Origin of the sequence: Chryseobacterium ginsengisoli (assembly GCF_039542325.1) — a bacterium.
Classification (GTDB): domain Bacteria; phylum Bacteroidota; class Bacteroidia; order Flavobacteriales; family Weeksellaceae; genus Chryseobacterium; species Chryseobacterium ginsengisoli.
The window spans coordinates 49,553-75,054 of record NZ_BAABHX010000010.1; the positions used below are offsets into that span (position 1 = coordinate 49,553).

Annotated in this window: 25 protein-coding genes; 11 read left to right on the plus strand and 14 right to left on the minus strand. The window is 32.9% G+C overall.

From position 1 onward, the window contains the following. Positions 1-57: 57 nt before the first annotated feature. Positions 58-690: a hypothetical protein gene (locus ABD940_RS21400; RefSeq protein WP_345208364.1), complete on the plus strand. Its 633-nt coding sequence runs from the start codon at positions 58-60 to the stop codon at positions 688-690. 174 nt (positions 691-864) lie between these two features. On the opposite strand, the gene alaS is transcribed toward ABD940_RS21400, so the two are convergent. Beyond that, positions 865-3,468, minus strand: coding sequence for an alanine--tRNA ligase (gene alaS / locus ABD940_RS21405; protein WP_345208498.1), 2,604 nt, complete (start codon positions 3,466-3,468; stop codon positions 865-867). A 686-nt stretch (positions 3,469-4,154) separates the two neighbouring features. Between alaS and ABD940_RS21410 the strand changes: the two genes are divergently transcribed. The 3 genes from ABD940_RS21410 (at position 4,155) to msrB (ending at position 6,488) form a co-directional block, all read left to right on the plus strand. Further along, a complete protein-coding gene (locus ABD940_RS21410; protein ID WP_345208366.1) occupies positions 4,155-4,709 on the plus strand; it encodes a sigma-70 family RNA polymerase sigma factor in 555 nt (184 codons plus the stop codon). 68 nt (positions 4,710-4,777) lie between these two features. Beyond that, a complete protein-coding gene (locus ABD940_RS21415; protein ID WP_345208368.1) occupies positions 4,778-4,993 on the plus strand; it encodes a hypothetical protein in 216 nt (71 codons plus the stop codon). 394 nt (positions 4,994-5,387) lie between these two features. Further along, entirely contained in the window at positions 5,388-6,488 is a 1,101-nt protein-coding gene (gene msrB / locus ABD940_RS21420; RefSeq protein WP_345208370.1) for a peptide-methionine (R)-S-oxide reductase MsrB, read from the plus strand. Between the two features lie 120 nt (positions 6,489-6,608). Here the strand turns inward: msrB and ABD940_RS21425 are convergent, their stop codons facing one another. The 3 genes from ABD940_RS21425 to ABD940_RS21435 form a co-directional block, all read right to left on the minus strand. Next, positions 6,609-7,244 carry a hypothetical protein gene (locus ABD940_RS21425; RefSeq protein WP_345208372.1) on the minus strand — a complete coding sequence of 212 codons (636 nt, stop codon included), beginning with the start codon at positions 7,242-7,244 and terminating at the stop codon, positions 6,609-6,611. Positions 7,245-7,377: 133 nt separating this feature from the next. Further along, positions 7,378-8,223 (minus strand): ABC transporter permease, encoded by an 846-nt coding sequence (locus ABD940_RS21430; RefSeq protein ID WP_345208374.1) that lies wholly within the window; start codon positions 8,221-8,223, stop codon positions 7,378-7,380. Positions 8,224-8,225: 2 nt separating this feature from the next. Further along, the gene (locus tag ABD940_RS21435) at positions 8,226-9,128 is read right to left on the minus strand and encodes an ABC transporter ATP-binding protein (protein ID WP_345208376.1); all 903 of its coding nucleotides are present in this window, start codon (positions 9,126-9,128) and stop codon (positions 8,226-8,228) included. Positions 9,129-9,245: 117 nt separating this feature from the next. Here ABD940_RS21435 and ABD940_RS21440 point away from each other — a divergent pair, with 117 nt between their 5' ends. The 5 genes from ABD940_RS21440 (at position 9,246) to ABD940_RS21460 (ending at position 14,233) form a co-directional block, all read left to right on the plus strand. Continuing rightward, positions 9,246-10,613, plus strand: a complete 1,368-nt coding sequence (locus ABD940_RS21440; RefSeq protein ID WP_345208378.1) for an ATP-binding protein — start codon at positions 9,246-9,248, stop codon at positions 10,611-10,613. Positions 10,614-10,638: 25 nt separating this feature from the next. Next, positions 10,639-11,745 (plus strand): NAD(P)/FAD-dependent oxidoreductase, encoded by a 1,107-nt coding sequence (locus tag ABD940_RS21445; RefSeq protein ID WP_345208381.1) that lies wholly within the window; start codon positions 10,639-10,641, stop codon positions 11,743-11,745. A 13-nt stretch (positions 11,746-11,758) separates the two neighbouring features. Next, positions 11,759-12,229: a hypothetical protein gene (locus tag ABD940_RS21450; RefSeq protein WP_345208383.1), complete on the plus strand. Its 471-nt coding sequence runs from the start codon at positions 11,759-11,761 to the stop codon at positions 12,227-12,229. A gap of 99 nt (positions 12,230-12,328) precedes the next feature. Further along, positions 12,329-13,441 carry a peptide chain release factor 2 gene (gene prfB, locus ABD940_RS21455; protein ID WP_345208385.1) on the plus strand — a complete coding sequence of 371 codons (1,113 nt, stop codon included), beginning with the start codon at positions 12,329-12,331 and terminating at the stop codon, positions 13,439-13,441. 84 nt (positions 13,442-13,525) lie between these two features. Continuing rightward, the gene (locus ABD940_RS21460; RefSeq protein ID WP_345208387.1) at positions 13,526-14,233 is read left to right on the plus strand and encodes a DedA family protein; all 708 of its coding nucleotides are present in this window, start codon (positions 13,526-13,528) and stop codon (positions 14,231-14,233) included. A 354-nt stretch (positions 14,234-14,587) separates the two neighbouring features. Here ABD940_RS21460 and ABD940_RS21465 read toward each other — a convergent pair whose 3' ends face one another. The 6 genes from ABD940_RS21465 to ABD940_RS21490 all read right to left on the minus strand — a co-directional run bounded on the left by ABD940_RS21465 (position 14,588) and on the right by ABD940_RS21490 (position 19,301). After that, positions 14,588-15,463 (minus strand): alpha/beta hydrolase, encoded by an 876-nt coding sequence (locus ABD940_RS21465; RefSeq protein ID WP_345208390.1) that lies wholly within the window; start codon positions 15,461-15,463, stop codon positions 14,588-14,590. A gap of 52 nt (positions 15,464-15,515) precedes the next feature. Continuing rightward, positions 15,516-15,878: a VOC family protein gene (locus ABD940_RS21470; RefSeq protein WP_345208392.1), complete on the minus strand. Its 363-nt coding sequence runs from the start codon at positions 15,876-15,878 to the stop codon at positions 15,516-15,518. A 9-nt stretch (positions 15,879-15,887) separates the two neighbouring features. Further along, a complete protein-coding gene (locus ABD940_RS21475; protein WP_345208394.1) occupies positions 15,888-16,718 on the minus strand; it encodes a hypothetical protein in 831 nt (276 codons plus the stop codon). A 3-nt stretch (positions 16,719-16,721) separates the two neighbouring features. Beyond that, a complete protein-coding gene (locus tag ABD940_RS22925; RefSeq protein ID WP_425550378.1) occupies positions 16,722-17,729 on the minus strand; it encodes a thrombospondin type 3 repeat-containing protein in 1,008 nt (335 codons plus the stop codon). A 25-nt stretch (positions 17,730-17,754) separates the two neighbouring features. Next, positions 17,755-18,189 (minus strand): hypothetical protein, encoded by a 435-nt coding sequence (locus ABD940_RS21485; protein WP_345208396.1) that lies wholly within the window; start codon positions 18,187-18,189, stop codon positions 17,755-17,757. A 101-nt stretch (positions 18,190-18,290) separates the two neighbouring features. After that, a complete protein-coding gene (locus tag ABD940_RS21490; RefSeq protein WP_345208398.1) occupies positions 18,291-19,301 on the minus strand; it encodes a beta-propeller fold lactonase family protein in 1,011 nt (336 codons plus the stop codon). A gap of 267 nt (positions 19,302-19,568) precedes the next feature. Here ABD940_RS21490 and ABD940_RS21495 point away from each other — a divergent pair, with 267 nt between their 5' ends. Together ABD940_RS21495 and ABD940_RS21500 are read left to right on the plus strand one after the other, a co-directional pair. After that, positions 19,569-20,468 carry a DUF808 domain-containing protein gene (locus ABD940_RS21495; RefSeq protein WP_345208400.1) on the plus strand — a complete coding sequence of 300 codons (900 nt, stop codon included), beginning with the start codon at positions 19,569-19,571 and terminating at the stop codon, positions 20,466-20,468. Positions 20,469-20,534: 66 nt separating this feature from the next. Next, positions 20,535-21,464, plus strand: a complete 930-nt coding sequence (locus ABD940_RS21500) for an acyltransferase family protein (RefSeq protein ID WP_345208402.1) — start codon at positions 20,535-20,537, stop codon at positions 21,462-21,464. 76 nt (positions 21,465-21,540) lie between these two features. On the opposite strand, the gene ABD940_RS21505 is transcribed toward ABD940_RS21500, so the two are convergent. The 4 genes from ABD940_RS21505 to ABD940_RS21520 form a co-directional block, all read right to left on the minus strand. Further along, complete coding sequence (locus tag ABD940_RS21505) at positions 21,541-21,891, minus strand: prevent-host-death protein (protein WP_345208404.1); 351 nt, start codon at positions 21,889-21,891, stop codon at positions 21,541-21,543. A 115-nt stretch (positions 21,892-22,006) separates the two neighbouring features. Further along, positions 22,007-23,125, minus strand: a complete 1,119-nt coding sequence (gene dnaJ / locus ABD940_RS21510; RefSeq protein WP_345208406.1) for a molecular chaperone DnaJ — start codon at positions 23,123-23,125, stop codon at positions 22,007-22,009. Positions 23,126-23,217: 92 nt separating this feature from the next. Next, complete coding sequence (locus tag ABD940_RS21515; protein WP_425550379.1) at positions 23,218-23,754, minus strand: nucleotide exchange factor GrpE; 537 nt, start codon at positions 23,752-23,754, stop codon at positions 23,218-23,220. Between the two features lie 389 nt (positions 23,755-24,143). Continuing rightward, entirely contained in the window at positions 24,144-25,478 is a 1,335-nt protein-coding gene (locus ABD940_RS21520; RefSeq protein WP_345208408.1) for an Nramp family divalent metal transporter, read from the minus strand. Between the last annotated feature and the right edge of the window lie 24 nt (positions 25,479-25,502).

Genomic DNA, 25,502 nt, shown 5'->3' on the forward strand with positions numbered 1-25,502 from the left:
GTTATAGTTCGAATTGAGCAATGTATAAATTTAATTGTTAGCTGCAATTACAAAAAAATGAAAAAAACGATCTTTCTATTTATTTTAGTGACACTTATGATTAATTCTTGTAACTCGCAAGAAAAAAAATATTCTGAATTAAAATTTGTCTATTCTGATTTAGTTGAAGCACTTAAAAGTAAAGATGATAATGTTCTTAAGAATTTTTGCTATAAAATTGCACCGGATCAGACTACTATTGAATACATGACAAAAAATAATCTTTGTTATCGGGGAATACCATGTCAATTGAATTCTAGAAACATGAATATTAAATCTATTGGCGATGTTTTTTATCCGGCATTCTTAGAATTTAGAAACCGTTTAGACAATGATAAACTGCTTGAAAAGTTAGAACATGTAGATTCAACTATTTATAAGTTTGATACTGATACAATAACTATTTATATTGACAAAAAATCAAAAAATCCAATATCTGAATTCGAATATACTACATTGCGCATGCAACATAAAAACATACATGATTATGTTGAAGTTAAAAAGTACGGAATTAAAGGTACTGAAATGGACGTTGTATTAAAATCAGGAAATAAAATTATAAACTATCATATTGGCGAGATGATCTTCATAAACAATAAATGGAATTTATTTACAAAACCTTCTGATGGTTACAATTTTATAGATCAGTAACTGCAGCCAATGTTGAAACATAACAAAAAATTTCTGCATACTCTTGAGAATGAAAAATTCAGTTGTCATTCTGTAATTTATGAATATTTGATCAGGATAATAAAATATTCTGCTAAAAATAAAAGGCAGCTGCTAAAAAACAACTGCCTTATATATATTTAAATTTAATTAGAATTAAATATTTAAAGCTTTTTGGTAAGCATTTTCCAAACCGTCAAGATTTTTTCCTCCTGCTGTTGCAAAGCCAGGATTTCCACCGCCGCCGCCTTGGATTTCTTTTGCTAGATCTTTAATAAGTGCTCCAGCCTGATAAATTCCTGCCAAATCATCTGAAACTCCAACGGTAATCATTGGTTTTCCGTCTGCGTCAGAAAGGATAATTGTTATAGAAGTTGGGATTTCTCTCTTCAACTGGAAGACGATATCTTTCACTGAACCAGCATCCAAAGAAGTTCTTTTAACTAAAAGTAATTTATCGCCTTTTTGCTCATAAGAACCTTTCCAGTCGCCGATTTCACCTTTTGCTTTTTCTTTTTTGAATGCTTCAACTTCCGCTTTCAATGATGCATTTTCATCGATTAATTTTTCGATAGAACGTACAACATCCTTAGATTTTAATAATTGAGAAAGTTCAGTAATCTGCTTTTCTAAATTTTTAAAATATTCCTCAGATTTATCTCCTGAAATAGCCTCAATTCTTCTGATTCCTGCAGCTGCAGAACTTTCAGAAGTGATTTTGAAATGACCGATTTCGCTTGTATTTTTCACGTGAGTTCCACCGCAAAGTTCCATTGAAGTTCCAAACTGGATCATTCTCACATTGTTACCGTATTTTTCTCCAAATAGAGCCATTGCTCCCTTTTCAATCGCTTCTTTAATTGGGATATTTCTAAATTCCTGTAAAGCAATACTATCTTTGATTTTTTGATTTACTTTTCCTTCAACCAAAGCTAGTTCTTCCTCAGTCATTTTATTGAAATGAGAGAAGTCAAAACGCAGATAATTAGGATCTACATAAGAACTTTTTTGTTCAACATGAGTTCCAAAAACATCTCTCAATGCTTCATGCAAAAGGTGGGTCACGGAGTGATTTGCCTGAGAATTTTTTCTGTCTGTCGCGTTTACTTTAGCATAAAAAAGTGCTCCTGCATCTTTCGGAAGACCGTTGATTAAAGAAACAATCAGTCCGTTTTCTTTTTTTGTATCTAAAACTTCGAAACTTTCAGTAGCATTTTCAAGGACACCTTTGTCACCAACTTGTCCACCACCTTCCGGATAGAAAGGAGAGTTACTTAATACAACCTGATAAAATTCGCCGTCTTTATTTTCTACTTTTCTGTATCTTGTAATATATGTTTCAGCTTCGATTTGGTCATAACCGACGAAATTTTCGTCTCTTTCTTCCAGTGTTACCCAATCGTAAACCTTCTGAGCTGAATCATCTTTAGAACGTTTTCTCTGTTTTTCTCTTTCAGCCTTGAAACCTTCTTCATCGATTGTCAAACCTTTTTCTTCCGCAATAATTCTCGTTAAATCATCCGGAAAACCATAAGTATCATACAATTCGAAAACTTCTTCACTTGGTAAAACCTTTAAATTGTTATCAATCGTCTGTTGAATTAATTTTTCAACTCTGATTAATCCGTTTTCAATCGTTTTTAAGAAAGATTCTTCTTCACTTTTGATTACTTCAGTAACTAAAGTTCCTTGTTTTTCAAGTTCAGGGAAGAATTTACCCATTTGTTCCTGAAGAACAGCAACTAATTTGTAAAGGAAAGGTTCTTTCATGTCTAAGAATCTGTAAGAATAAGAAATTCCTCTTCTTAAAATTCTTCTGATCACATAACCCGCGCCTCCGCTTGAAGGCAACTGTCCGTCTGCAATTGCAAAAGCAACAGCTCTGATGTGATCCACTACAACACGAATTGCAATATCTTTTTCGTCCTCTAAAATTCCTGTATATTTTTTACCTGAAAGTTCTTCAACTTTAGAAATTAAAGGTGTGAAAACATCTGTATCGTAGTTTGATGATTTTCCTTGAAGTGCCATACAAAGACGCTCAAAGCCCATTCCTGTGTCAACATGTTGCGCAGGAAGTTTTTCCAACGATTTGTCAGCTTTTCTGTTGAATTCCATGAAAACCAGATTCCAGACTTCCACAACTTGTGGGTGATCGTTATTTACCAATTCCAATCCTGAAACTTTAGCTTTCTCTTCTTCAGATCTGATGTCGATATGGATTTCTGAACATGGTCCGCAAGGTCCGCTTTCACCCATTTCCCAGAAATTATCTTTTTTGTTTCCGTTGATAATTCTATCTTCAGAAATATGAGATTTCCAGAAATCATAAGCATCCTGATCTCTTTCAAGGTTTTCGGAAGCATCTCCTTCAAAAATAGTCACATAAAGGTTTTCTTTCGGAATTCCATAAACTTCCGTCAACAATTCCCAGGCAAAAGCAATAGCATCTTTTTTAAAATAATCACCAAAAGACCAATTCCCCAACATTTCAAACATGGTGTGGTGGTAAGTATCTCTACCTACATCATCCAAATCATTATGCTTCCCTGAAACTCTCAGACATTTCTGTGTATCGGCAATTCTTGGGGCGGTAGGCGTTTTGTAGCCTAAGAAAAAATCCTTGAACTGCGTCATTCCTGAGTTGGAAAACATTAGAGTAGGGTCGTCTTTCAGCACGATAGGCGCAGAAGGAACGATAAGGTGGTCTTTACTTTTAAAATAATCTAAAAATTTCTGACGGATCTCTTGTGATGTCATCATGATATATATTGCTTTGCTTTTTACAAATTTTTGATAAGATGCAAATTTAAGATTTTTAAAGTAATGTAAAAGAATAGTTTTATGTTTTAAGCTTATAGCTCGAACATTGTCAATTCGACGAAGGAGAAATCTATTATTTAATTATATAAACGACTATCATTAAACTTGAAATTTTCTTTTTTAGAAGCTATTTCCCGCTTTCCGCACTCGCTATTTTTTTGATTTTGGTTTCGGCGAGCCAAAGGCTCGCCGAAACCAAAATCAAAAAAATGAGCTCAAACAAATGCTGCAATCGGGGCTAGGAAAAGGTTATCGTTGAAAATTACCCAAGCAATTTAATTTTTTTATTACCTTTCTAAAAAATAAATAAAATTGAAAACTAAAGCACAAATATTGGGTGAATGGGTGATTGGAATTACAATTGCTTATCCCGTTTTGATGTTATTGATCTATTTTTTGAGAGACTTTATTCCTGAGTCCATTCTAGTTTTTAGCGTTTATCTTATAATTCCAATACTTATAACTAACTGGATTTTATCAATTTGGAGCTTAAGACTTGAAAGAAGGATGATTGGATTTTGGGCATTACTTTTTACAATAATATATACATTTATTTTCAGTGTACTATTTTATTTATTTACAACTGTAAAAATGTGCTGATATTTTTAGTAATTTTAAAGTAAATGACAAAGAACGAAACACTGAAAAACTGGATAGAACAATATTCCGAACCATTACTGAGAAGAGCAATTTATATGCTTTCGGATAAAGTTGAGGCGGAAGATATTGTTCAGGAAGTTTTTATTTCGGCTTTTTCGTCGTATGATTCTTTTGAAGGGAAAAGTCAGCCGTTGACTTGGCTTATGACTATTTTGAACAGAAAAGTTGCCGATTTTTATCGCAAAAAATATAAAACCGAACCACATATAAAACTAGACCATTTTTTTGAAGAAAACGGTTCGTGGAAAAATGATGATGTTCTTAATGATTGGGATGTTTACAACAAAGAAACCGAGCTTTTGGATGACAAAGATTTTAATAAAACTTTGGAAGATTGTATAGAAGATTTGCCTTCCAGATGGAAGATTCCGATGAAAATGTATTATCTTGAAGAAAAAAAAGCCTCCGAAGTGAGTCAGGAATTGAATATTTCTACGACTAATCTTTGGAAGGTTTTACAAAGGAGTCGAATGCAACTCAGAGAATGTCTGGAATTTAACTGGTTTGCGAAACAGTAATGAATTTTAAAATGTTAGCTAAAATTATACATCTCATTTTTTTACCATGCAGTGAAGCGACTTTACTGATGGAAAAACGCAATGCAGAAAACATTTCTTTAAAAGAGAACTGGAAACTTAATCTGCATCTGAAAATCTGTAAATGGTGCAGAGCGTACAAACAAAAACTGGAAATTTTAGATGATATTTTAAAAAGAAAACTTGCTCAGGAAGAAAAAACTGAAATTAATGAATCTGAAATTCAATCGTTTAAAGAAAAAGTATTTAAAAATTTAGATATTTAATAAAAATCTTGTCAGGATTTTGAATTTGTTCCGACTATACTTTTGAAAATAATAAAGTATTAATTCAAAATCACTAAAAATGAACGGAACTATCTTAAAAATCAATTCAAAAAATCGGAGTGAAAAACAAATCAATTCTTCGATTTCATTATTTGGAATTACAGCAATTCCGCTTAGATCAGAAACTTCAAGTTTAAAGTATCGGAGACTAATAAAATTAAAACCATTTTCCAATATTTTTCGTATATAATTGTGTGGATAAATCATATGTATTGTCCGATCATTCCGATAGAAAGTATCACTGAACAGGCATCATATTTAGTCCGAAATTTGCAATAAGAATTTGCAGATTTTTAATTGAGAAAAAGAATTAAAAATGAATAAAAAGATAAAAATGAAAAACATATTAATATTACTCGGAATGATTCTGGGAATAGGAGTATTTGCAACAAGCTGTGGAGATTCTAAAAAAATGAAATCCACTGAAACTAAAAAAGAAAATGAGACCATTATGGACAGTAAAAATGTAAAAGAAGTTTATTTTGCAGGTGGATGTTTTTGGGGAACAGAACACTTTTTTCAACAAATTCGTGGTGTTGTAGGAACTGAAGTTGGCTACGCAAACGGAAATAAGACAAATCCGACTTATGAAGAAGTTGTAAGTCACAGTACGGGTTTTGCTGAAACAGTAAAAGTGAAATATGATCCTGAACAGGTTGATCTGAAACTTCTGATTGATTTATATTTTAAAACGATTGATCCTACAAGTTTAAATAAGCAAGGAAACGATAGAGGAGATCAATACAGAACAGGAATTTATTCTACGGATAAAGCTACGGAAGCGATTATAAAAGAAGAAGTTCAGAAGTTGGCTAAAAATTTTGACAAACCTGTTTTAGTAGAAACAATTCCTTTGAAAAATTTCTACAAAGCGGAAGATTATCATCAGGATTATCTGGACAAAAATCCGGGAGGTTACTGTCACATCGAGCCGGGACTTTTTGAAATGGCAAGAAATGCAAATCCACTTCCAAAGAAAAGTGATACAAAATATCAAAAACAGGATAAAAAAGTTTTAAAGGAAAAATTGACTGCAGAGCAATATCAAGTAACGCAGGAAAATGCAACGGAAATGCCTCATACTAATAAATATGACAAAGAATTTCGTGAAGGAATTTATGTGGATATTACAACAGGTGAGCCGTTATTTATCTCAACAGATAAATTTGAATCTGGTTGTGGATGGCCAAGTTTTTCGAAACCAATTTCTAAAAAATTAGTTGATGAAAAATTAGACAAATCAGCTGGAATGACAAGAGTAGAAGTAAGAAGTAAAACCGGAGATGCCCATTTGGGACACGTTTTCAATGACGGACCTGCAGAAAAAGGAGGACTTCGTTACTGTATCAACAGTGCTTCATTGAAGTTTGTTCCAAAAGCTGAAATGCAAAAGGAAGGTTATGGAGAATATATTTCTCTGTTAGATAAAAAATAAGTGTATTATTAAGTGAGGTGATTGAAAGGACTGTCGAAAGGCAGTCTTTTTTTGTAATAAATTTTGTGCATTGTCATTCAGAACGAAACGAAGTGGAGTGAAGAATCTAAATTATTTAGGTTATTGCAATTGAAATCTTTCTTTAATGCTTAACATTGAAATATTAATCAAGAATAAAAACCCGAAAAGAATATAATAACCTTCTTTTGGAAGTTTGAGAAAAAAATCATTCAAAATTTCATAGATGTTGGGTTGGTAGATGATTCCGGTTGTGATGGAGCCTGCATCGATTGGAATAAAATCATTACATAACAGACATTCTTCTGCATTTGGATTCTTATAAGTTACCGGAACCCAGAAGTTACCTGTTTTTTCCATATCCAATGCATATTCTTCATGTTTTGCAATTGCCATATCATTTATTAAAGATGCTAAATCTCCATAAGTATTGTTTTTATCTAAAATAAATTCAATTGCTGTATTTTTCTCATTTCTTTTTTGAAGATTTTTAACTTCCGAAACATATAATCCCGAGTTTTCTTTTGCTTTGCCGGGATCTACTTTTATTTTTTTGAAATTCCAGATTCTTAATGGTTCAAGACTCGAATTTATATTATTTTTATCTAATTTGGAAGGAATGGAAAAATCCATTACTGTAGTTCTTAATTCTTCAAGTTTCTGATTTCCGTAATACCAAAACAAAATCGGAATCAGCAAAGCACTGATCAATCCCGGAACATAATAAATTTTCTTCATGGCAATTATTTTGTCAGAACCGAATGAAAATTTTAAGCCAAAAAATAAAAAAAGTGATCCGAAACCGAACCACTTTCAAAAAATAATCTGAATATTTTAGTGTTTGTAATGTTTAATTTTAATTTATAAATAATTACCAGTCTCTTTTTCTTAAGATCCAATACGATCCGAAAATGAAAATAGCACACCAAACCAGACAGGCAATCATACTTTCTGTAGGGTAGTGGAATTCGTATTTCATTCCCATCATTTTTGCCATATTTAATCTCATCATCGGGTTTGGAATAAGGCTGGACATACTTTCCAACGGCAAAAGATGTGTGATGAAAAAGTCGCTTTGCAATACTTGATTTCTTTGTTCGCCCTGCATTCCGCTTACTTTTGTGAAAACTTCTACAGCTGATAAAATTCCTTCAACAACCCAGAACACAAAAAGCGCAAGAAAAACAAAAACAGATTTTCTCAGCAAAATAGAAAGAAACATCAGGAAACAGAAGAATGTGAACAGTTTTACAAAGTAATTTCCGATGAAGAAAACCTCTTCAAAAACCTTTGCAGAATCAGTCACTTTAGAATATTGATATCCTAAAAACATTGTGATTCCAAATACAATTACTGTAGAAACAATTGTGAAAATACTTATCGTTAATAATTTTGAAGTGATAAATTCTTTTCTGCTTAATCCATCAATCGTATTTTGTTTAAACATTCGGTTGCTGAATTCTTGCGAAATAGAGAAAACAATGATTAATCCTAAGAAAATCTTCAGAATGGCAACAATCCATGTTGTGAAATTCCAGATTTCCGGAAAATTATAAATTCCCTGTTCTTTTAAATTAATTGTTCCTCCGAAAAGATCAAAATCAATCAATCCAACAAATAGCAATGCAATAAGAATCGCAAAATAAAGTATTGTGAAAACCTTGAATGGTCTGTAATTCAGGTTTTTGTAATATTCTAGTTTTAATAATTTTATCATGATTATTTCGTGTTTTTTACAAGTTCAAGGAATTGAGATTCTAGAGACAGTTTTTTCTTCGTTAAATGTGATAAGAAAATCCCTTTTTCAGCCAGTTTCTGATTCAGAGCTGAAGCCGAAATTGAAGCATCATCACGAATTTGGGCTTTCAACAGATCACCATCCTGTTTTACTGAAGTAAACCATTGAAGTTCTTCCAAAGCACCTAAAAGTAAAGGATTATTATCTGCTTTTAATTCGAAATAGCCATTATTTGCCGTTATTTCGTCCACTCTTCCACAATATAAAGAAGTTCCTTCTTTTAAAACAATTACGTGGCTGCATATTTTTTCGATCTCATCCAAAAGGTGACTCGCGATAATGATCGTAATGCCTTGTTTTGCAATATTATTGATGATTTCACGGATCTGGATGATTCCTTCCGGATCAAGTCCGTTGGTCGGCTCATCAAGAATCATAACTTCAGGATTATTCAGCATTGCAGATGCGATCGCCAAACGTTGTTTCATTCCCAAAGAAAAGGTTTTGAAGGTGTCTTTTTTTCTTTCAAAAAGATTAACGGTTTTCAATACCTCGTCAATTCTTGCATAAGGAGCACCTTTAATTTCAGCAACGATTTTTAAGTTCGTTTCGGCGCTCAGATAAGGATAAAAATTCGGCTGTTCGATAATTGCCCCGATTTTTTTCAATGTATCGGGATCGGTTCCTTTTTTTCCAAACCAATACCATTCACCGCTTGTAGGATTTATTGTTGAAAGCAACATTCCGAAAGTTGTGGATTTTCCGCTTCCGTTCGGTCCCAAAAGTCCGTAAACGTTTCCTTTTTCGACGTCAAAAGAAATATTGTCTACCACAACTCTTTTGAATTTTTTCGTCAGATTCTTTACTGATAAAATCTTTTCCATGTAATTTGTTTTACATAGTAGTAGTCTATATAATTTAAAAATTGTTACAGATTATATCATATATCAATAAAATTTAATAATTTAAAATATTAAATTTGATAGAATTAATCGGTCATTATGAAGTTAATCGAACTGGCAAAAGAACTTAATGTTTCTGCCGAAGCTATAAAACAATTTATTCAGGATTTTGATCTTGAATTGGTGGAATGTGTAAGTACAAATTTCGAAATAAAAAAAGATTTTGAAAAATTCGCCCGCGAAAATATTGATTTTCTAAGGTTGTATGAAAAAGATCTCGATGAAACCAAAACAGTCGAACAAATCGCAGAAACCATCAACCAGCCAAAAGATAAAGTAGAAAAGGCAATCAAAGAAGCAACTCCGAATATTTTCGATAACGGATTTTTTAAATCTTCTATTTCCAGCTACGGAATTGATAATAAATTAGGCGGAAATTATAAATTCGTCTACGATTATTTTGGAAACAAAACGAGTCTGCAACATAGAGATTTTATCGGATACAGAGATTTATTTTTCTATATTTCAAGCGTTTTGGAACCATTTTTAAATCCTCAGCAAATTAAAGATTGGGGAATTAATAAACCTGCCGGAATTATTCTGTACGGACCTCCGGGAAGCGGTAAAATTTTCTGGGCTAATAAAATTGCTGAGATTATTGGCTATAAATTCAAGGAAGTTAAAAAGCATTCTCTCGGAACATCTTTTGTGGATGGAAATCAGAAAAATTTCAATGATTTTTTAGTTTCAATCATGAAAGAAGACAAAATTCTGATGTTTTTAGAAGATTTTGATGAAATTATGATGGCGAGAAAAGCCGAAAACAATGTTGCTTCATGCAATCTTGAAACGCAGGAAATTATCCTTCATTATATTTCAAAATTCGAACAGGAAGAGCTATTGATGGTTGGTTCTGCAAATTCTGTGGCAGAAATTGATGAGGAAATTCTGGCTCCGGGAAGATTTGATGTGATGATTCCTGTTTTTCCTCCGAATCTTGCTGAAAGATCAGAAATTATCCTGTATGCAATGACTAAAAATTTGGAGAAAGATTCGCTTTTATTTAAAATTTTAAAGAACAATAAAGCCGATAAAGTTCCTTTCTGGCACGGCGTTTCTTCACAGATGAAAGTTTTCAGCAATACAATGCTGATCGATTTTACCCAAAGCTTAAAAAAGAGAATCAAAAATCTGTATCAAAGAACCAAAAATGAAAATCTTAAGATCGATCAAACCCTTTTACACGGAGCTTTGAGAGATGCAGCCGGAAAACTTACCGAAGAATATCTGGATCAGGTTGCAAGATTTTTAGGTGATGTTATCATCAATAATTTCGATCAGTTTCAATATAGAGTTCAAAGTTTAAAAACTGAACTGGATTCTTATAAAGTTGTCGAAGAACCGAGAAGAGAGATCGGTTTTCATCACAATGAAGAGGGTGGAGAAGAAGGAAAAAGTCAAGGATAATTTTAAAGATAATTAACTATTACTCATGAACAGTGTTTGGGAGCTTGAAACATTTTACAGAAAACGGGATATTATCATTATTGGAGCTGGTTTTACAGGACTTTGGGCAGCGATTTCCATTAAAGAAAAATATCCTGAAAAATCAGTTTTAATAATTGAAAGAAATTCAGTTCCGTTAGGAGCTTCGACGAGAAATGCGGGTTTTGCCTGTTTCGGAAGCTTAACTGAAATTATTGCCGATTCCGAAAATATGGGTTGGGAAAAAACATTGGATCTCGTGAAAATGAGGTTTGACGGATTACAGAAAATTCAAACATACTTTAAAAATTCAGAAATTGATTTTGAACTAAACGGAGGTTTTGAAATTCTTAATAATGATGAGCCTTTACAAAGAATTGATGAGGTTAATAAAAAACTGAAATCGATCACTGGAACTGAAAAAACATACTTTTTAAATCAAGATAAAATCAAAGAATTCGGACTTGGGAAATCTGAATATTTAATTGAAAATCCGTTTGAAGGAAGTCTACATTCCGGAAAATTATTACAAAAATTATTAGAGAAATGTCATGAATTAAAAGTTGAATTTCTCTTCGGAACAGAAGTCGAAAATATTATTGAAAATTCAGATGAAATTGAAGTTCAGTTTTCTAAAAATGTTTCTATTAAGTCAAATCAATTGATTCATTGTACAAACGCTTTTGCTTCAAAATTTTTAGATAAAGAAGAAATTATTCCGGCTCGCGGACAAATTATTTTAACCGAACCGATTGAAAATTTACCATTAAAAGGAACTTTTCATTACGATGAAGGTTTTTATTATTTCAGAAATCTTGGAAACAGAATTTTATTGGGAGGTGGAAGAAATCAGGATTTTAAAACCGAAGAAACAACTGCTTTTGAAACCACCGAATTTCTGCAGAATCATTTGGAGAACTTTTTAAAAGAAGTCATTTTACCAAATCAAAATTTTGAAATTTCTCTGCGTTGGTCGGGAATTATGGCGATGGGAACAGAAAAAACTCCGATTGTGAAACAACTTTCAGAAAGACAGTTTTGTGCAGTCCGACTTTCAGGAATGGGAGTTGCACTGGCTCCGAAAATTGGAGAAATTGTTAAAGAAATGATTTAAATAAAATTCACAAATGAAATATTTACCTTTTGAACATTTAATTTATAAAACGGATTTATCCGAAAAAGAAGCCATAAAAAAACTCTCTGATTGCATTGAGACTAAAAAAAGACGTTTTGGCAATGCGTCGAATAAAGAATACGAAGGCTTTATTAATGAAAATAGCTTCGAAATTAATAGAATTATCAGATATAGAAATTCTTTTCTTCCTCAAATAACAGGTACAGTTCAGCGTAATAATTCTGAAACAGAGATTGAAATTAAAATGAGGCTGAATTTGCTTGTCCTTGTCTTTATGATATTTTGGTGTTCGTTTGTGATCTTCTTTTTAATAGCTGTTCTTACTCAAGCAGAAAAAATATCAGTAGCTATCTTTATTCCGTTTTTTATGTTGTCTTTTGCCTATCTTTTAACGATGTTTGGATTCAAAAGTGAAAGCAAAAAGTCAAAAGAAGATTTAAAGAAAATTTTTGAAGCAAAATAGAGCTGAATAATTAAATAAATTCTAACTAAAGTCTATGCAGCTTCGCGAAATCTATGGTTATAAAACAAATATCCGTATTTTTGCAAAAAATAAACATTCGTGATCAACAACGACCATATAAAAGATATTCAATCAAGAATTGAAGACCTTCATAAATATCTTCAGATCGATAAAAAGAAGATAGAAATAGCTAATGATGATGAAAAAACAGCTGCACCGGAATTTTGGGATAATCCTAAAACGGCAGAAGTATTTTTGAAACAGCTTCGTTCCAAGAAAAAATGGGTAGAAGCTTATGATGAAATCAACACGCAGTTTGAAGATTTACAGGTTTTAATGGAATTTGCCAAAGAAGATCCGGATTCTGAGAAAGAGCTGGATGCAAGTTTTCCTCAATTACTCGAAAAAATTGAAGACCTTGAGTTTAAAAATATGCTTTCAAATGAAGGTGATGAACTTTCTGCGGTACTTCAAATCACTGCAGGAGCAGGAGGTACAGAAAGTTGTGACTGGGCTGCAATGTTAATGAGAATGTATACGATGTGGTCTGAAAAACAAGGCTATAAAATCCGTGAACTGAATTTTCAGGAAGGTGATGTTGCAGGAGTAAAAACCGTGACATTGGAAATCGATGGAGAATTTGCGTTTGGTTATTTAAGAGGAGAAAACGGCGTTCACAGACTGGTAAGAATTTCGCCTTTCGATTCTAATGCAAAACGTCATACGAGTTTCGTATCGGTATATGTTTATCCTTTGGTGGATGATACGATTGAAATCAATATCAATCCTGCCGATATTTCATTTGAAACAATGAGGTCTTCCGGAGCGGGAGGTCAGAACGTAAATAAGGTGGAAACTGCGGTTCGTCTTCGTCACGCACCGACAGGAATTATCATTGAAAACTCAGAATCGCGTTCTCAGCTTCAGAATAAGGAAAAAGCGATGCAATTGCTTCGTTCAAGACTATATGAAATGGAATTGGAAGAACGTCTGAAAGCCCGTAATGAAATTGAAGCCAATAAGATGAAAATCGAGTGGGGAAGCCAGATCCGAAATTATGTGATGCATCCTTATAAATTGGTAAAAGATGTACGTTCAGGACACGAAACATCGGATGTAGATGCCGTGATGAACGGAAATCTTACACCGTTCCTAAAAGCTTTTCTAATGGCGGATGGAACGGCAGTTTCGGATGATGACATGGACTTATAAGTCAACTTTAAAATTTAGTTAAAATAGCATAATAAATTTCGGATTGACGTTTATTAATCCTATTTTTGTTACTTATCAAAATGTATGGAAGATTTCAATAGCTGGAAAGATTTATTAAATCCTGAGTTTTATATAAAATTGGGTGGATTTTGGCTTATTTTATTTATTATTTTTGCCGAAACAGGTCTTTTTGTAGGATTTTTTTTACCGGGAGATTCATTGCTTTTTGTTTCGGGAATTTATTCTATCGATATTATCAAAGCGACTTTCGGATCTACAGGAAGTGATTTTTTTGATACATTTATTTTAGCTTCATCTGTAGCTATAGCGGCGATTATCGGAAATGAAGTTGGATATTATTTTGGAAGAAGAGCCGGTTCTGCTTTGTATAAGAAGCAGGATACATGGTTGTTTAAAAAGAAATATCTTTATCAGGCTCATGATTTCTTCGAAAAGAACGGAGCTTTGGCAATTATCATGGCGAGATTTCTTCCGGTTGTAAGAACTTTTACGCCAATTGTTGCCGGAATCGTAAAAATGGATAAAAAAGATTTCCTCAGAGATAATATTATCGGAGCGGTTCTTTGGTCATTCTTATTGATTTTTGCAGGACATTATCTTGATAAATTATTCATCGACCAATTTGGTATTGATCTTAAAAAGAAGCTGGAATTGATTATCATTGTCATTGTTTTAGTAACAACAGTACCTGTGATCATTAAGTTTTTATTCGGAAAGAAACAGGATTTCTCAAAATATGAAAATCACGATTTCGACGAAGAAAATAAATAGAATTAATTCAATAAATTATATTATAACCCGCTTTTTGGAGCGGGTTATTTTTTTACTGAAAATTGAGACTTATTTATAATTCAATCCGAGATCGTTTACAAAAATATTTTTCCACTGCTCCCACGCAGAATTTCTTCCTCGTTCGGCGTAGAGTATCTTCGTCACTCGAAGAAGGGTGGCTTCTTCGAGCGATGAAGAGTATCTTCACAGTAGTAGCAATAGAGGGTTTTCTACTTTATCTTTACTCTCTACCTTATTGTAAGAATTATTTTAAATGTAATAAAATGCTGAGACCCCTGTTTGGTACGCTCAGATTGATGAACTGGGTGGGAAATATAGTGTGTGTTAAAAATATTATTTGTTTTTAATCCAACTTAAAATATTAGGATAAATAATACTGTCTCTTTTTCTTTTACTGAAAAATCTCGGAGCATGTCCTGTTTTTTCCATGTAAATAAATTTATGAGGAATATTATTTGCCGTTAAAGCAGAATCTAAAGCCAAACCTTGCTTCTGATTGACCAAAAAATCCTGATTTCCCTGAAAAAGTAAAGTAGGGACATTAGAAACATTCGCAATCGGACTCGCTTTTCTGAATTCTTCAGACAAATGATCACGATTAAATTTTGTACCCACCACTTTCTGAATCGTTGGAGAAGAATATTTTGAATAGAAAGAATGTAAATATTCAGGGGAATAAAAGTCTGTAGGACCGCTTAATGAAATGATTTTTTTGATCTGATCAGGATTTTGATAGCCATACAATAGAGCTAAATGACCACCTGCACTTTCACCCAAAAGAATGTAATTATTGGGCTGAAGTTCAGCTTTTCCAGCCAGTTCGTTGAACTTTATGATGGCAGAATTAATATCTTCCAACTGCTCTCTATAAGTGATTTTCTTTGATTTTGAAACCAGCCTGTAATTCATATTAATACTAGGAATATTATTCTTAAAAAGCATTTTCTGAATCTGAATCATGTGTTCTTTTTTGCCTAAAGTCCATGCTCCGCCATGAACAATTAAAACGACGGGCGAATTTTCGGGATAATCAGACGGAAGAAAAACATCCATCTTTTGTCTTTTGTGTTCGCCGTATTTTAGATTATAGATTTTCTGCTCGTTATTCGTTCCTACCCAAACTTTGAATTTTCGGGTATTACATGAGCTTAGAACCAAGCCAATTAACCCTAAAACGAAGAAATGGTATTGAAGAATCAGCTTTTTCATAGAATAAATGTACAGAAAATTAGGTTTAAAATTCAAATTTTGAAGATGATTTTTACCATTGCTGGATCACAATTCCGATCTGTTCATCCATTAAGGCAAACTCTTTTGCAGTCCAAGGTCGTAAGGTAATTTCTTTTAAATTGGGATGTAGAAGTTCAGGAAATTTTGTGCTTACTTTTTCGTAAACTTCTTCAATATTTTCAGTAACCAAACGGAATTCCGGATGATCCTTCTCTGCAAATTCTGCATTTTGAAATAAATTGATTCTCAAGCCGTCTTTTTCAAGAACGCAAAATGGTTGATGAGCATCCAACTCACTGTAGCCGATTTCAAATTCAAGGCAGTCAACGAAAATTTTTAATCCTTTGTTGATGTCTTTGTAAAAAACATTTGGGACAAGTTTTGTGAAGTTCATAATTCTTTTTTATTCTAGAATGTATTCCTGTTGACATTTATTGTTTAACCAAAACTCTATTTTTGTAACATATCCTTCTTTACAGTTGCAGGTTTTATCATGATCAGTGAATCTGGATTCTTTTAAAAATGGACGGTTTTTCCTGTCAAACTGATAAGATTCCGATATAATATGCTGTGTTATTGTACTTTCTTCAATTCCATCTTCATAAAATGTTGATGATTCTTTCCAGAGAGCACCATTTTTGTACGCGATAAAATTATTATCTTTTTCATATTCATAAGTGTATTCATCAAACTCATTTCCTCTTTGGTGAAATGTATAGACATGTCCTGTACCTGAACCATAGTAATTGTAAGTTACTTCATAGTTATCGTCTTTCTCGTACTCTTTATTATATAAAAGAAGGTATTTCTTCGGATCATTCAGATTAATTCTCTTTATATCTTTTATGTTCTGTGTTCCCTTATAACTTAATTTTTTTTCATAAATATCATCACTGTAGAGATAATAAAATTTCCTTTCATCATTTTTTCCCTGAGCATAAAAGATATCATTTTTATCATCGTAAAGAACATTTTCATTACAGTTGAAATCGATTTTGTTTTGTTTGAAATTTCTAACACTAAAAACTTTTTGCAAGTCTTCCAGTCTTCCGTAGATCTTTTCAATGATTGCAGGACTGTAGCCTTCAGGAATATATTTATATTTTACCTCCGAAATCGTTTTAGAACTTTCAAGACAGGTTGTTTTGAACGATTTTACATTACAGCCGATCATATCCAGATCCTTCTGACCAAAAATAATGATGGGAAAAAAGAGTAAAAATATTTTTTTCATTTTCTAATACTTGTGCTTTTCTGTATTAATTAATTTCCATTGATTATCAACATATTTATAGGTATAAAAATACTCATCACGTAATCTGGAAAATTTAGCAACGACTTCATCGTTCGCATCATAATGTGAAAAATTAACAACTAATCTTGTATCTGATCCATCAAACTTTGGCTTTTGTTTGTTTCTTGGATAGTACAGACCTGATCTTTCATATGCTTTGACTTTCGGAAAATTTAGCATAAAACCATAATAGCCGTCTTTTTTTAATTCATTAATAAAATCTTTATTAATAGTTCTTGTTGCATTCAGACCAAATGTTGGGACAATATTCTTATTAAGCTTCTTGGCAACATACTCAAATGTCTCTTTCGACCAGAATAATTGATCCAAAAATAACTGTTTATCATGATACAGAGTAGATCTCGAAGAACACTGGAAAGTAATATTCTCATTAATAAAGGTATCAACGTAAATACTTACAAACATACTCTCGCCAGCTAAAAATTCTTTTGAAACATTATTAAAAATAATTTTTCTTAAAGCAATGAATTTCGCTTTATCATTATTGTTTTTTTCTTTGAAATTAATTAATTCCTGTTTTTCTTTTTCAAAATATTCTTTACAGTCGCCTCTTCTCGGACAGCCATTTTCTTCCGGAACTCCGGGTAGAGTAGGACAGGCGTCATCTTTGTCGAGAATTCCATCACCATCAATATCATACCATGGACAACCATTGTTGTCTATCTCACCCTTTTCTTTCGGACAGGCGTCATCTTTATCAATAATTCCGTCGTCATCCGTGTCGGGGAAAGGACATCCAAAATTTTCGGCAGGACCGTTTTCTTTTGGGCATTTATCCAGATAAAAAAGAATTGAATCTTTATCATCATCAGAAAGACAAATTTTCTTTGAGAATTCTTTTTTGCATTTTTTGAATTCTTCTTTATTGATTATTTGTTGTGAATGTAGGTTGAGGAATAGAAATAATAAAAAGATGAAATATTTTTTCATGTAGTTTTTAGTTTAAATTTTCAGCCTAGGAGTTCCATTCCATATATCCGAAAACGAAATGATCTTCATTACAAACAAGCGTTTTTCCACCTGAAGCAAATAAACTTTCTCCTTGAGACCATGTTTTATAGGTAATCTCGTTAGGAAAATATTCTGTCCTGCATTTGCTACAAAATATAGAATGAAACTCATTATGCATAATTACCTTGATTGAAAACGATGAAATATATTGATCTTTTTCTCCAAAATCTATATCCGTTTCTGTTTCTGAAAGAATTTTTTTTAATCTTACAAGATTCTTATATTCTGTATGTCTCGGTGCATCTTTAGGTAAGTTTTTGCAATATTTATGATAGTTTTTTATTTCTTCATTGTAAACTTTAATAAGTTTATCTGTCTCAATTTTAATTTTTGAAACAGCCTCATCATTATTGATTACCGTAAAAGTATAATAGTGCATACAAGTTATTTCGAATAGCTTACAAGATATACATTTTTATCTTTTTAATAATTTAATCTCAAGAATTTGTTATCCTTTTTTAATCTCTTATACAAATTATTCTATTTTACAACCGCCATTGTAATTCCATCCGGTCTTCCACCAACATCAAGTTTTTTCACAACTTCCATTGTATTCAAATCAATCACAGAAACGGAATTATTCGGAGTGCAAGACATAAAAAGCCTGTTTTTTTCTTTATCCATATACATTGCCGCGCCTTGTCCTGCATCGATTTTTTTAATTTCTTTTTTTGTTTTAGCATCATAAAAAAGCAATTCTCCTGTTTTTACACTCACAATACAAACATATTTCCCGTCTGGCGTAAATTTTAGACGATGAAGTCCCAAAACTTTTGCATCAATATCGTTTTTAACTTCTCTTTTTTCCAGATCAACAATAATGATGTGACCATCTGGTCTTGCTGTCCACAATTCCTTTCCATCCTGTGAAACATCAAAACCTTCCGCACCTTTTCCGACATTAACTAAAGTCTGAATCCAGTCCCAACGCGGTTTTGCATTCGGAGGTAAAACTCCCGTCGGCGGAACTGTCGGCTGCAACAAAACATGATCGAAAATACTCACCGTTCCGGAATCAACATTTGTTGTATAAAAATGCTCCGAATCCGGAGTTACATACAAAAGATGTGTAATATTTTGTCCTGTTCCCATCGACCATTCGAGCTTGTCTTCCTTTACATCGTATCTTCCGACAGCTTTTGAACCTTGAGCGGTGAACCATAATTTATCATTCAAATAAGCCAATCCGTGGGAACCATACAAAGGTCTTGTATCAATATTTTTAATAGGTTTTAAATTTTTCAGATCAATAACATTAATTTCATGAGCCGTCCCATTTACAGTATTGGCAATATAAGCGACAGATCCATCGTCAGAAGTTACAACTTCATGCGGATCTTCACCTACAGGGATTTTAGAAATAATTTCCAGTGAATTATAGTCTAAAACCACCATTTTATGATCTGTTTTTGACAAAGCTAAAATATATTTTGTCTGCGCAAACGTGAAATTTGAAGTTAAAATGAAAAGAAATAAAGCGATAAATCTCATGTAAAAATTGTTTAGGGTCTTTTTTTGATGAAATAATAAACCCAATGTTAAATGAAGCCTTTATTAATAAGGAAATTCTAGTTACAATTTTTTTACTTAAACCTCGAAGTTTGTAATTTGAGACATTTTATATCAATGAAAGAACTTTATAAAGTATAATTTAGTCAGATTAAACAATAAAGTTATTTTAAACCTTCCCGAATCATACAATAAAACCGAATTAAATAATTATTTTTGCTCTTTAACAACTATTAAAAAAAAATTAAAATGGCGTCTGGTTTTTTTGCGATCTTGGATGATATTGCAGCTTTGATGGATGATGTTGCTGTTACGAGTAAAATAGCAACCCAAAAAACAGCGGGAATTTTGGGCGATGATCTTGCCGTAAATGCTGAAAAAGCTACAGGTTTCCTTTCTTCAAGGGAGATTCCTGTATTGTGGGCGATCACAAAAGGTTCATTCATCAACAAATTGATCATTCTGCCAATTGTTTTTTTACTCAACTGGCTGTATGCTCCGGCAATTAATTATGTATTGATCTTGGGAGGATTGTATTTATCTTTTGAAGGGGTTGAAAAAATTATAGAATTTCTTTTTCACCGTGACAAAGAAGGTCATGAAGTGGTGGAAGAGATTGAAGAAGACGAAAAAAGTCCTGAAGATATAGAAAAAGCAAAGGTAAAATCGGCAATTACGACAGATTTTATTTTGTCTATCGAGATTGTAATTATTGCTTTGGGAACAGTTTTAGAAGAAAGCCATCCTTTTATTACGCAGATTCTTGTGACGAGTTTAGTTGCATTTATTGCTACTGTTGGAGTTTATGGAATTGTGGCTTTGATCGTAAGAATGGATGATGCAGGTTTCAAATTAATTAAAAAAAGTAATGACAAAGGGTTCTTCGGAAAACTTGGGCATTTATTGGTAAAAGCTCTGCCAATTGTTATTAAAGCTTTGGGAGTAATCGGAACAATTGCTTTGATTATGGTAGCTGGTGGAATTTTTGCACACAGAGTAGAGTTTCTTCACCATTTTTTAGAGTCTTGGTCTTCGAATGAAATTCTTACTATTTTAAAAGAAATTATTCTTGGACTTGCAGGCGGATTGATCGCAGTTGCACTTTTCACGGTTGGAAAAGGAGCTGTTTCTTTGGTGAAGAAAAAATAAATTTGTTTAAATTTGAAATATATAGAAAGCTTATGAATATCAATCATAAGCTTTTTTGATAAAATTATGAGAAGTCTGTCGATCGACATATTAAAAATTGTACTGGCATTTTTTGTTGTTTGCTTACATATGCATGTTTTGCGGGATTCTGATCCGTCGTTGAGCTATGTTTTGGTAAACGGGCTTTTCAGGATTGGTGTTCCTGTTTTTTTAATTATTTCCGGTTACTTTTTTTACTTTGTTGATGACATTTCGAGATTAAAAAAATGGTCGGTGAGAATCCTTTTGTTGTATGGTATTTGGTCGATTATTTATTTCCCGCTTTGGAAAGAAGATGATAATTATACTTTAAATATTCTCTTTGGTTATCATCATTTATGGTATCTTATCGGAACTTTTTTTTCGGGATTATTGTTATTTACGCTAAGGAAAATTTCACCTAAAGTATTGTTTTTCGCTATTTTATTCTTTTTCTGTTGTGGCTATATCATTCAGTTTTTGGGGAATTCTCATTATTTTGAAGAAAAGTATGAAATAGATTCTTTACTAAATTTGTTTCCTACCTACAGAAATTTTCTTTTTGTATGTTTTCCGTTTTTGGGAATAGGATTTTTAATTAAGAAATTAGAGATTGATGTAAAACGTAAACCGTCACTTTGGGTGGTGATAATCTCTGTTTTAATGGTGATTTTTGAAGCTTTTTTAAATTATAAAGTTTTTAATTTAAGCCAGAAAGAAAGTATCGATTTATTATTTTCTTTATTAATTGCCTGTCCATTGCTGTTTTTATATTGTAAAAATATTACGGTTAAAACAGATTCTAAAATATTGGCAAGTATTTCCACAGCGATCTATCTTATTCATCCTTTATTGATGGAATTTGTTTACAAATCGCCTTATATTACTTCATATCAGAATGTAATTTTTACAGTTGTTTTGCTGATTGCTAGTTTGATGCTGGTTTTTATTAATAGAAAATTAAAGTATTTATTATAACTAATTCTGTCATTCGTCAACAGGATGAGAATAAAAAAAGAGACTTAAAAATAAGTCTCTCTATAATAATATAAGATTAATTTAAATCATAATTGATAATCACCAATCTCAAAATAAAATGCACCAGATTCTGGTCTGCATCATTTCTGCTGATGAGTTTATTTTTATACTCGTAAGATCCGATAATTTTCAGTAAACTTTTATAAGTTTCAAGATCATTATCTTTAATTTTTACTCTTACATTTCCATCTTTTCTGTTTACGATCTTGTCGTCTAACGTTCTCACCTTAAATAAAACCTCACATGATTTTGGGGCAGGACCAAAATATCTTTCAACAATATTTACTTTGAAGGCATCAAAGAAAATCGTATTGAAAATAAGATTAGGAGTAGATTCTGGTGTACGGAGTTGAAGCTTGTAGTTCATGTGAAATTTTTACAATAGCGTAAAACGCAGGTATTTTTAATTAAAAAGATAGGGTTATATTTATAATCTGCAAAGTTAAAAAAGAGACTTTAAAAAAAGCCTCTTTTTTTAATATTTAGTTGAATAAATCTTTTACTTTATCAAAGAATGTCTTTTCTTTTCCGGATGGTTCTGCAACCATTTCCCCGCTGCTCATTTGCTTTTCGAAGAAATCTTTTTGCTCTTTTGTAAGCTTTTGCGGCGTCCAGACGTTGATATGGATAAACATATCACCTTTTCCATAGCTGTCGATACTTGGAAGACCTTTTCCTGCTAATCTTAAGATTTTTCCGGATTGAGTTCCTGTATCTACAGTGATTTTTACTTTTCCGCCAACAGTCGGAACTTCTTTTTTCGTTCCCAAAGCAGCTTCAGCAAACGAAATGTATAATTCCTGATGAAGGTTATCGCCTTCTCTTTTGATTACTTTATCTACTTCTTCTTCAATGATAACCAAAAGATCTCCCGGAACACCGCCGAAAGGAGCATCATTACCTTTTCCTCTTACATTAAGCTGAATTCCGTCTCTTGCTCCCGCAGGAATGTTGATTGAAATTTCTTCCTCATCTTTAATCAAACCTTGAGCATTTGCTCCAGCAGGAATTTTGTCTGCAACTTTCCCGATTCCCTGACAAGTTCCACAAGTTGTCTGAGTCTGCATTTGACCAAACATTGTGTTCATTACTTTCATCTGAACTCCGGAACCGTTACAGGTAGGACATGTTTTTGAAGTGGCACCTTCCGCCATCTTCATTTTTTTAACTTTAATGGTTTTTTGAGTTCCGTTTACCATTTCTTCAAGGTTCAGCTTGATTCTGATTCTTAAATTAGAACCTTTCACTTGCTGACGACCACCGCCGCCACCGCCAAAACCACCGAATCCGCCACCGAAAATATCTCCAAATTGGCTGAAAATATCTTCCATGTTCATTCCGCCGCCGAAACCGCCGCCTCCAAAGCCGCCGTTTCCGCCCATTCCTGCGTGACCGAACTGGTCGTATCTTGCACGTTTTTGTTCGTCGCTCAGAACTTCGTAAGCTTCTGCTGCTTCTTTAAATTTTTCTTCAGCTTCCTTGTCACCCGGATTTTTGTCTGGGTGAAATTTGATAGCCATTTTTCGGTATGCTTTCTTTATTTCGTCGGCCGATGCAGATTTGCTGATCTCAAGAACCTCGTAATAATCTTTTTTTGACATGATATATTATAATTGATTTTCGATAAATGATAAAAGATATTAAGAATGATGTTGAAACTATCAATTACCACTCATCATTTATCATTTATTATTTAGTTACCCGTAACTACTTTTGCAAAACGAATCACTTTATCACCTAAAGTATATCCTGTTTCGATTACATCTACGATTTTCCCTTTCAGATCCTCTGAAGGTGCAGGAATCTGAGTGATAGCCTCATGGAAATCTACGTTGAAACTGTCTCCAGCTCTTACTTCCATTATTTTCAGTCCTTTTTCAGTCAGTTTACTTTTGAATTTATTATAAATTAATTCAACACCTTGTAGATCGGCAGGATTTCCATTTTTAGCGATTTCTTTGATAGCTCTTTCAAAATCATCCAAAACGCCAAGCATAGAAACCATCATATCCTGATTGGCATATTGGAAGAATTCCATCTTCTCTTTGCTTGTTCTTTTTTTATAATTTTCGAATTCAGCGTACAATCTGATGTAACGGTCTTTTTCTTCTGCCAAAAGTTCTTCTGGAGTTGGTTTTGCTGTCACATTTTCTTCCGTTGTAGCTTCGTTTTGAATATTCGTATCTTGTTGATTATTGATGCTTTCTTCGTTAATATCCTGATTTTCCATAATTCAATATTTATTTTCCTTATTATTGACAAACACTTTGCCAAAGAAAAAAGCATGACATTTAGGCAGAAATTGTAATTTATTATAAATAATGAGTCTTCGTCATTGCGAGGAGCGAAGCGACGAAGCAATCTTTATAAAAACATTAAATTAAGTCGTCATTCATCAAGTTTGCCATTCTGGAAGAATCTTAACAATGATTTTCAAAATTTGATCTCTACAAAATGAGCCTGAATTTATACGAAATGATAACCTTTGCGGTTATTCAGGAATGTTGAGAAATGGACAAAAATCTTAGCCCCGATTGCAGTGGAAATCCTTTTTTGAAAAAAAAGATTGCAACGGAAAGCGGGAAATAGCTCCTAAAAAAATATAAAGTTTACATCAAACTATTTTCCAAAAAATGTTTGATACAAAAGATAAAGGTTCAAAATAATAATGACGAATGAAATGATCCAGACACAGGTTTTAAGAAATGGTTTATTTACAAATTCGCCCATTTTGGCTTTATCACTTGTAAACATTACTAACGGAACGACGGCAAAACTTAACTGCATCGATAAAATTACCTGACTCAAGACCAATAATTCAGTTGTTCCTTCTTCACCGTAAAGAATAGCGACAATCAGGGCAGGAATTACAGCGATTAATCTTGTAATTAAACGTCTTAACCACGGTTTTAATCTGATATTTAAAAAACCTTCCATTACGATTTGTCCGGCAAGAGTTCCTGTTAATGTAGAATTTTGTCCGGAAGCCAATAAAGCAATTGCAAAAACAATACTCGCCATGGAAGCTCCCAAAATTGGAGTCAGCATCTTATAAGCATCGTTTATATCTGCAACGTGTTTGTTTCCTGTAACATGAAAAGTTGCGGCAGCTAAAATTAAAATAGCAGCATTAATGAAAAATGCCAACATCAAAGAAACAGTACTGTCTAAAGTTGCAAATTTTATTGCTTCCTTTTTACCTTCTCGATTGCGTTCATAATCTCTTGTCTGAACAATACTACTGTGTAAATATAAGTTGTGAGGCATTACTGTTGCTCCTAAAATTCCAATTGCAATATAAAGCATTGCCGGATTCTGAATGATTTCCTTTTGAGGAACCAATCCTCCTAAAAGTTCGTTTATTGCGGGTTGAGAAATCACCAATTCGTAAATAAAACACGCAAGGATAATGAAAATTAATCCGCCAACAATACTTTCGATCCATCGAAATCCTTTTGACTGAAGTAAAAGAATGACTAAAACATCTACTGTGGTAATCACGATTCCCCAAGTGAGAGGAATATGGAAAAGTAGGTTTAAAGCAATCGCAGAACCGATAACTTCGGCAAGATCACAAGCTGCAATTGCAATTTCACAGAAGATCCAAAGCATGAAATTGGTTTTCGGACCAAAATGATCTCTGCAAGCCTGCGCCAAATCTCTTTCTGCAACAACGCCCAATTTCACAGACAAATGCTGCAAAACCATTGCAAAAATATTGGAAATCAAAATCACGGAAAGCAGGGTATAGCCAAATTGTGCACCCCCGGCAATATCTGTAGCCCAATTCCCGGGATCCATATATCCGACTGCAACCATTAATCCGGGTCCTGCAAAAGCCAGATATTTTCTCCAAAAACTTGCATTTTTAGGAACTTTGACCGAAGAATAAACTTCTGATAAAGAGTGAGATGTTTTATCTTTTCGCCAGGCGTTTTTTAAATTCAAATTCATAAATGTTAGAAATGACTAACAAAT

Bases quoted from the DNA above. Each gene is read 5' to 3' on its own strand.
- ABD940_RS21400 (WP_345208364.1), top strand. From the start codon at position 58: ATGAAAAAAACGATCTTTCTATTTATTTTAGTGACACTTATGATTAAT.
- alaS (WP_345208498.1), bottom strand. From the start codon at position 3,468: ATGACATCACAAGAGATCCGTCAGAAATTTTTAGATTATTTTAAAAGT.
- ABD940_RS21410 (WP_345208366.1), top strand. From the start codon at position 4,155: ATGACAAAGAACGAAACACTGAAAAACTGGATAGAACAATATTCCGAA.
- ABD940_RS21415 (WP_345208368.1), top strand. From the start codon at position 4,778: ATGGAAAAACGCAATGCAGAAAACATTTCTTTAAAAGAGAACTGGAAA.
- msrB (WP_345208370.1), top strand. From the start codon at position 5,388: ATGAAAAACATATTAATATTACTCGGAATGATTCTGGGAATAGGAGTA.
- ABD940_RS21425 (WP_345208372.1), bottom strand. From the start codon at position 7,244: ATGAAGAAAATTTATTATGTTCCGGGATTGATCAGTGCTTTGCTGATT.
- ABD940_RS21430 (WP_345208374.1), bottom strand. From the start codon at position 8,223: ATGATAAAATTATTAAAACTAGAATATTACAAAAACCTGAATTACAGA.
- ABD940_RS21435 (WP_345208376.1), bottom strand. From the start codon at position 9,128: ATGGAAAAGATTTTATCAGTAAAGAATCTGACGAAAAAATTCAAAAGA.
- ABD940_RS21440 (WP_345208378.1), top strand. From the start codon at position 9,246: ATGAAGTTAATCGAACTGGCAAAAGAACTTAATGTTTCTGCCGAAGCT.
- ABD940_RS21445 (WP_345208381.1), top strand. From the start codon at position 10,639: ATGAACAGTGTTTGGGAGCTTGAAACATTTTACAGAAAACGGGATATT.
- ABD940_RS21450 (WP_345208383.1), top strand. From the start codon at position 11,759: ATGAAATATTTACCTTTTGAACATTTAATTTATAAAACGGATTTATCC.
- ABD940_RS21460 (WP_345208387.1), top strand. From the start codon at position 13,526: ATGGAAGATTTCAATAGCTGGAAAGATTTATTAAATCCTGAGTTTTAT.
- ABD940_RS21465 (WP_345208390.1), bottom strand. From the start codon at position 15,463: ATGAAAAAGCTGATTCTTCAATACCATTTCTTCGTTTTAGGGTTAATT.
- ABD940_RS21470 (WP_345208392.1), bottom strand. From the start codon at position 15,878: ATGAACTTCACAAAACTTGTCCCAAATGTTTTTTACAAAGACATCAAC.
- ABD940_RS21475 (WP_345208394.1), bottom strand. From the start codon at position 16,718: ATGAAAAAAATATTTTTACTCTTTTTTCCCATCATTATTTTTGGTCAG.
- ABD940_RS22925 (WP_425550378.1), bottom strand. From the start codon at position 17,729: ATGAAAAAATATTTCATCTTTTTATTATTTCTATTCCTCAACCTACAT.
- ABD940_RS21485 (WP_345208396.1), bottom strand. From the start codon at position 18,189: ATGCACTATTATACTTTTACGGTAATCAATAATGATGAGGCTGTTTCA.
- ABD940_RS21490 (WP_345208398.1), bottom strand. From the start codon at position 19,301: ATGAGATTTATCGCTTTATTTCTTTTCATTTTAACTTCAAATTTCACG.
- ABD940_RS21495 (WP_345208400.1), top strand. From the start codon at position 19,569: ATGGCGTCTGGTTTTTTTGCGATCTTGGATGATATTGCAGCTTTGATG.
- ABD940_RS21500 (WP_345208402.1), top strand. From the start codon at position 20,535: ATGAGAAGTCTGTCGATCGACATATTAAAAATTGTACTGGCATTTTTT.
- ABD940_RS21505 (WP_345208404.1), bottom strand. From the start codon at position 21,891: ATGAACTACAAGCTTCAACTCCGTACACCAGAATCTACTCCTAATCTT.
- dnaJ (WP_345208406.1), bottom strand. From the start codon at position 23,125: ATGTCAAAAAAAGATTATTACGAGGTTCTTGAGATCAGCAAATCTGCA.
- ABD940_RS21515 (WP_425550379.1), bottom strand. From the start codon at position 23,754: ATGGAAAATCAGGATATTAACGAAGAAAGCATCAATAATCAACAAGAT.
- ABD940_RS21520 (WP_345208408.1), bottom strand. From the start codon at position 25,478: ATGAATTTGAATTTAAAAAACGCCTGGCGAAAAGATAAAACATCTCAC.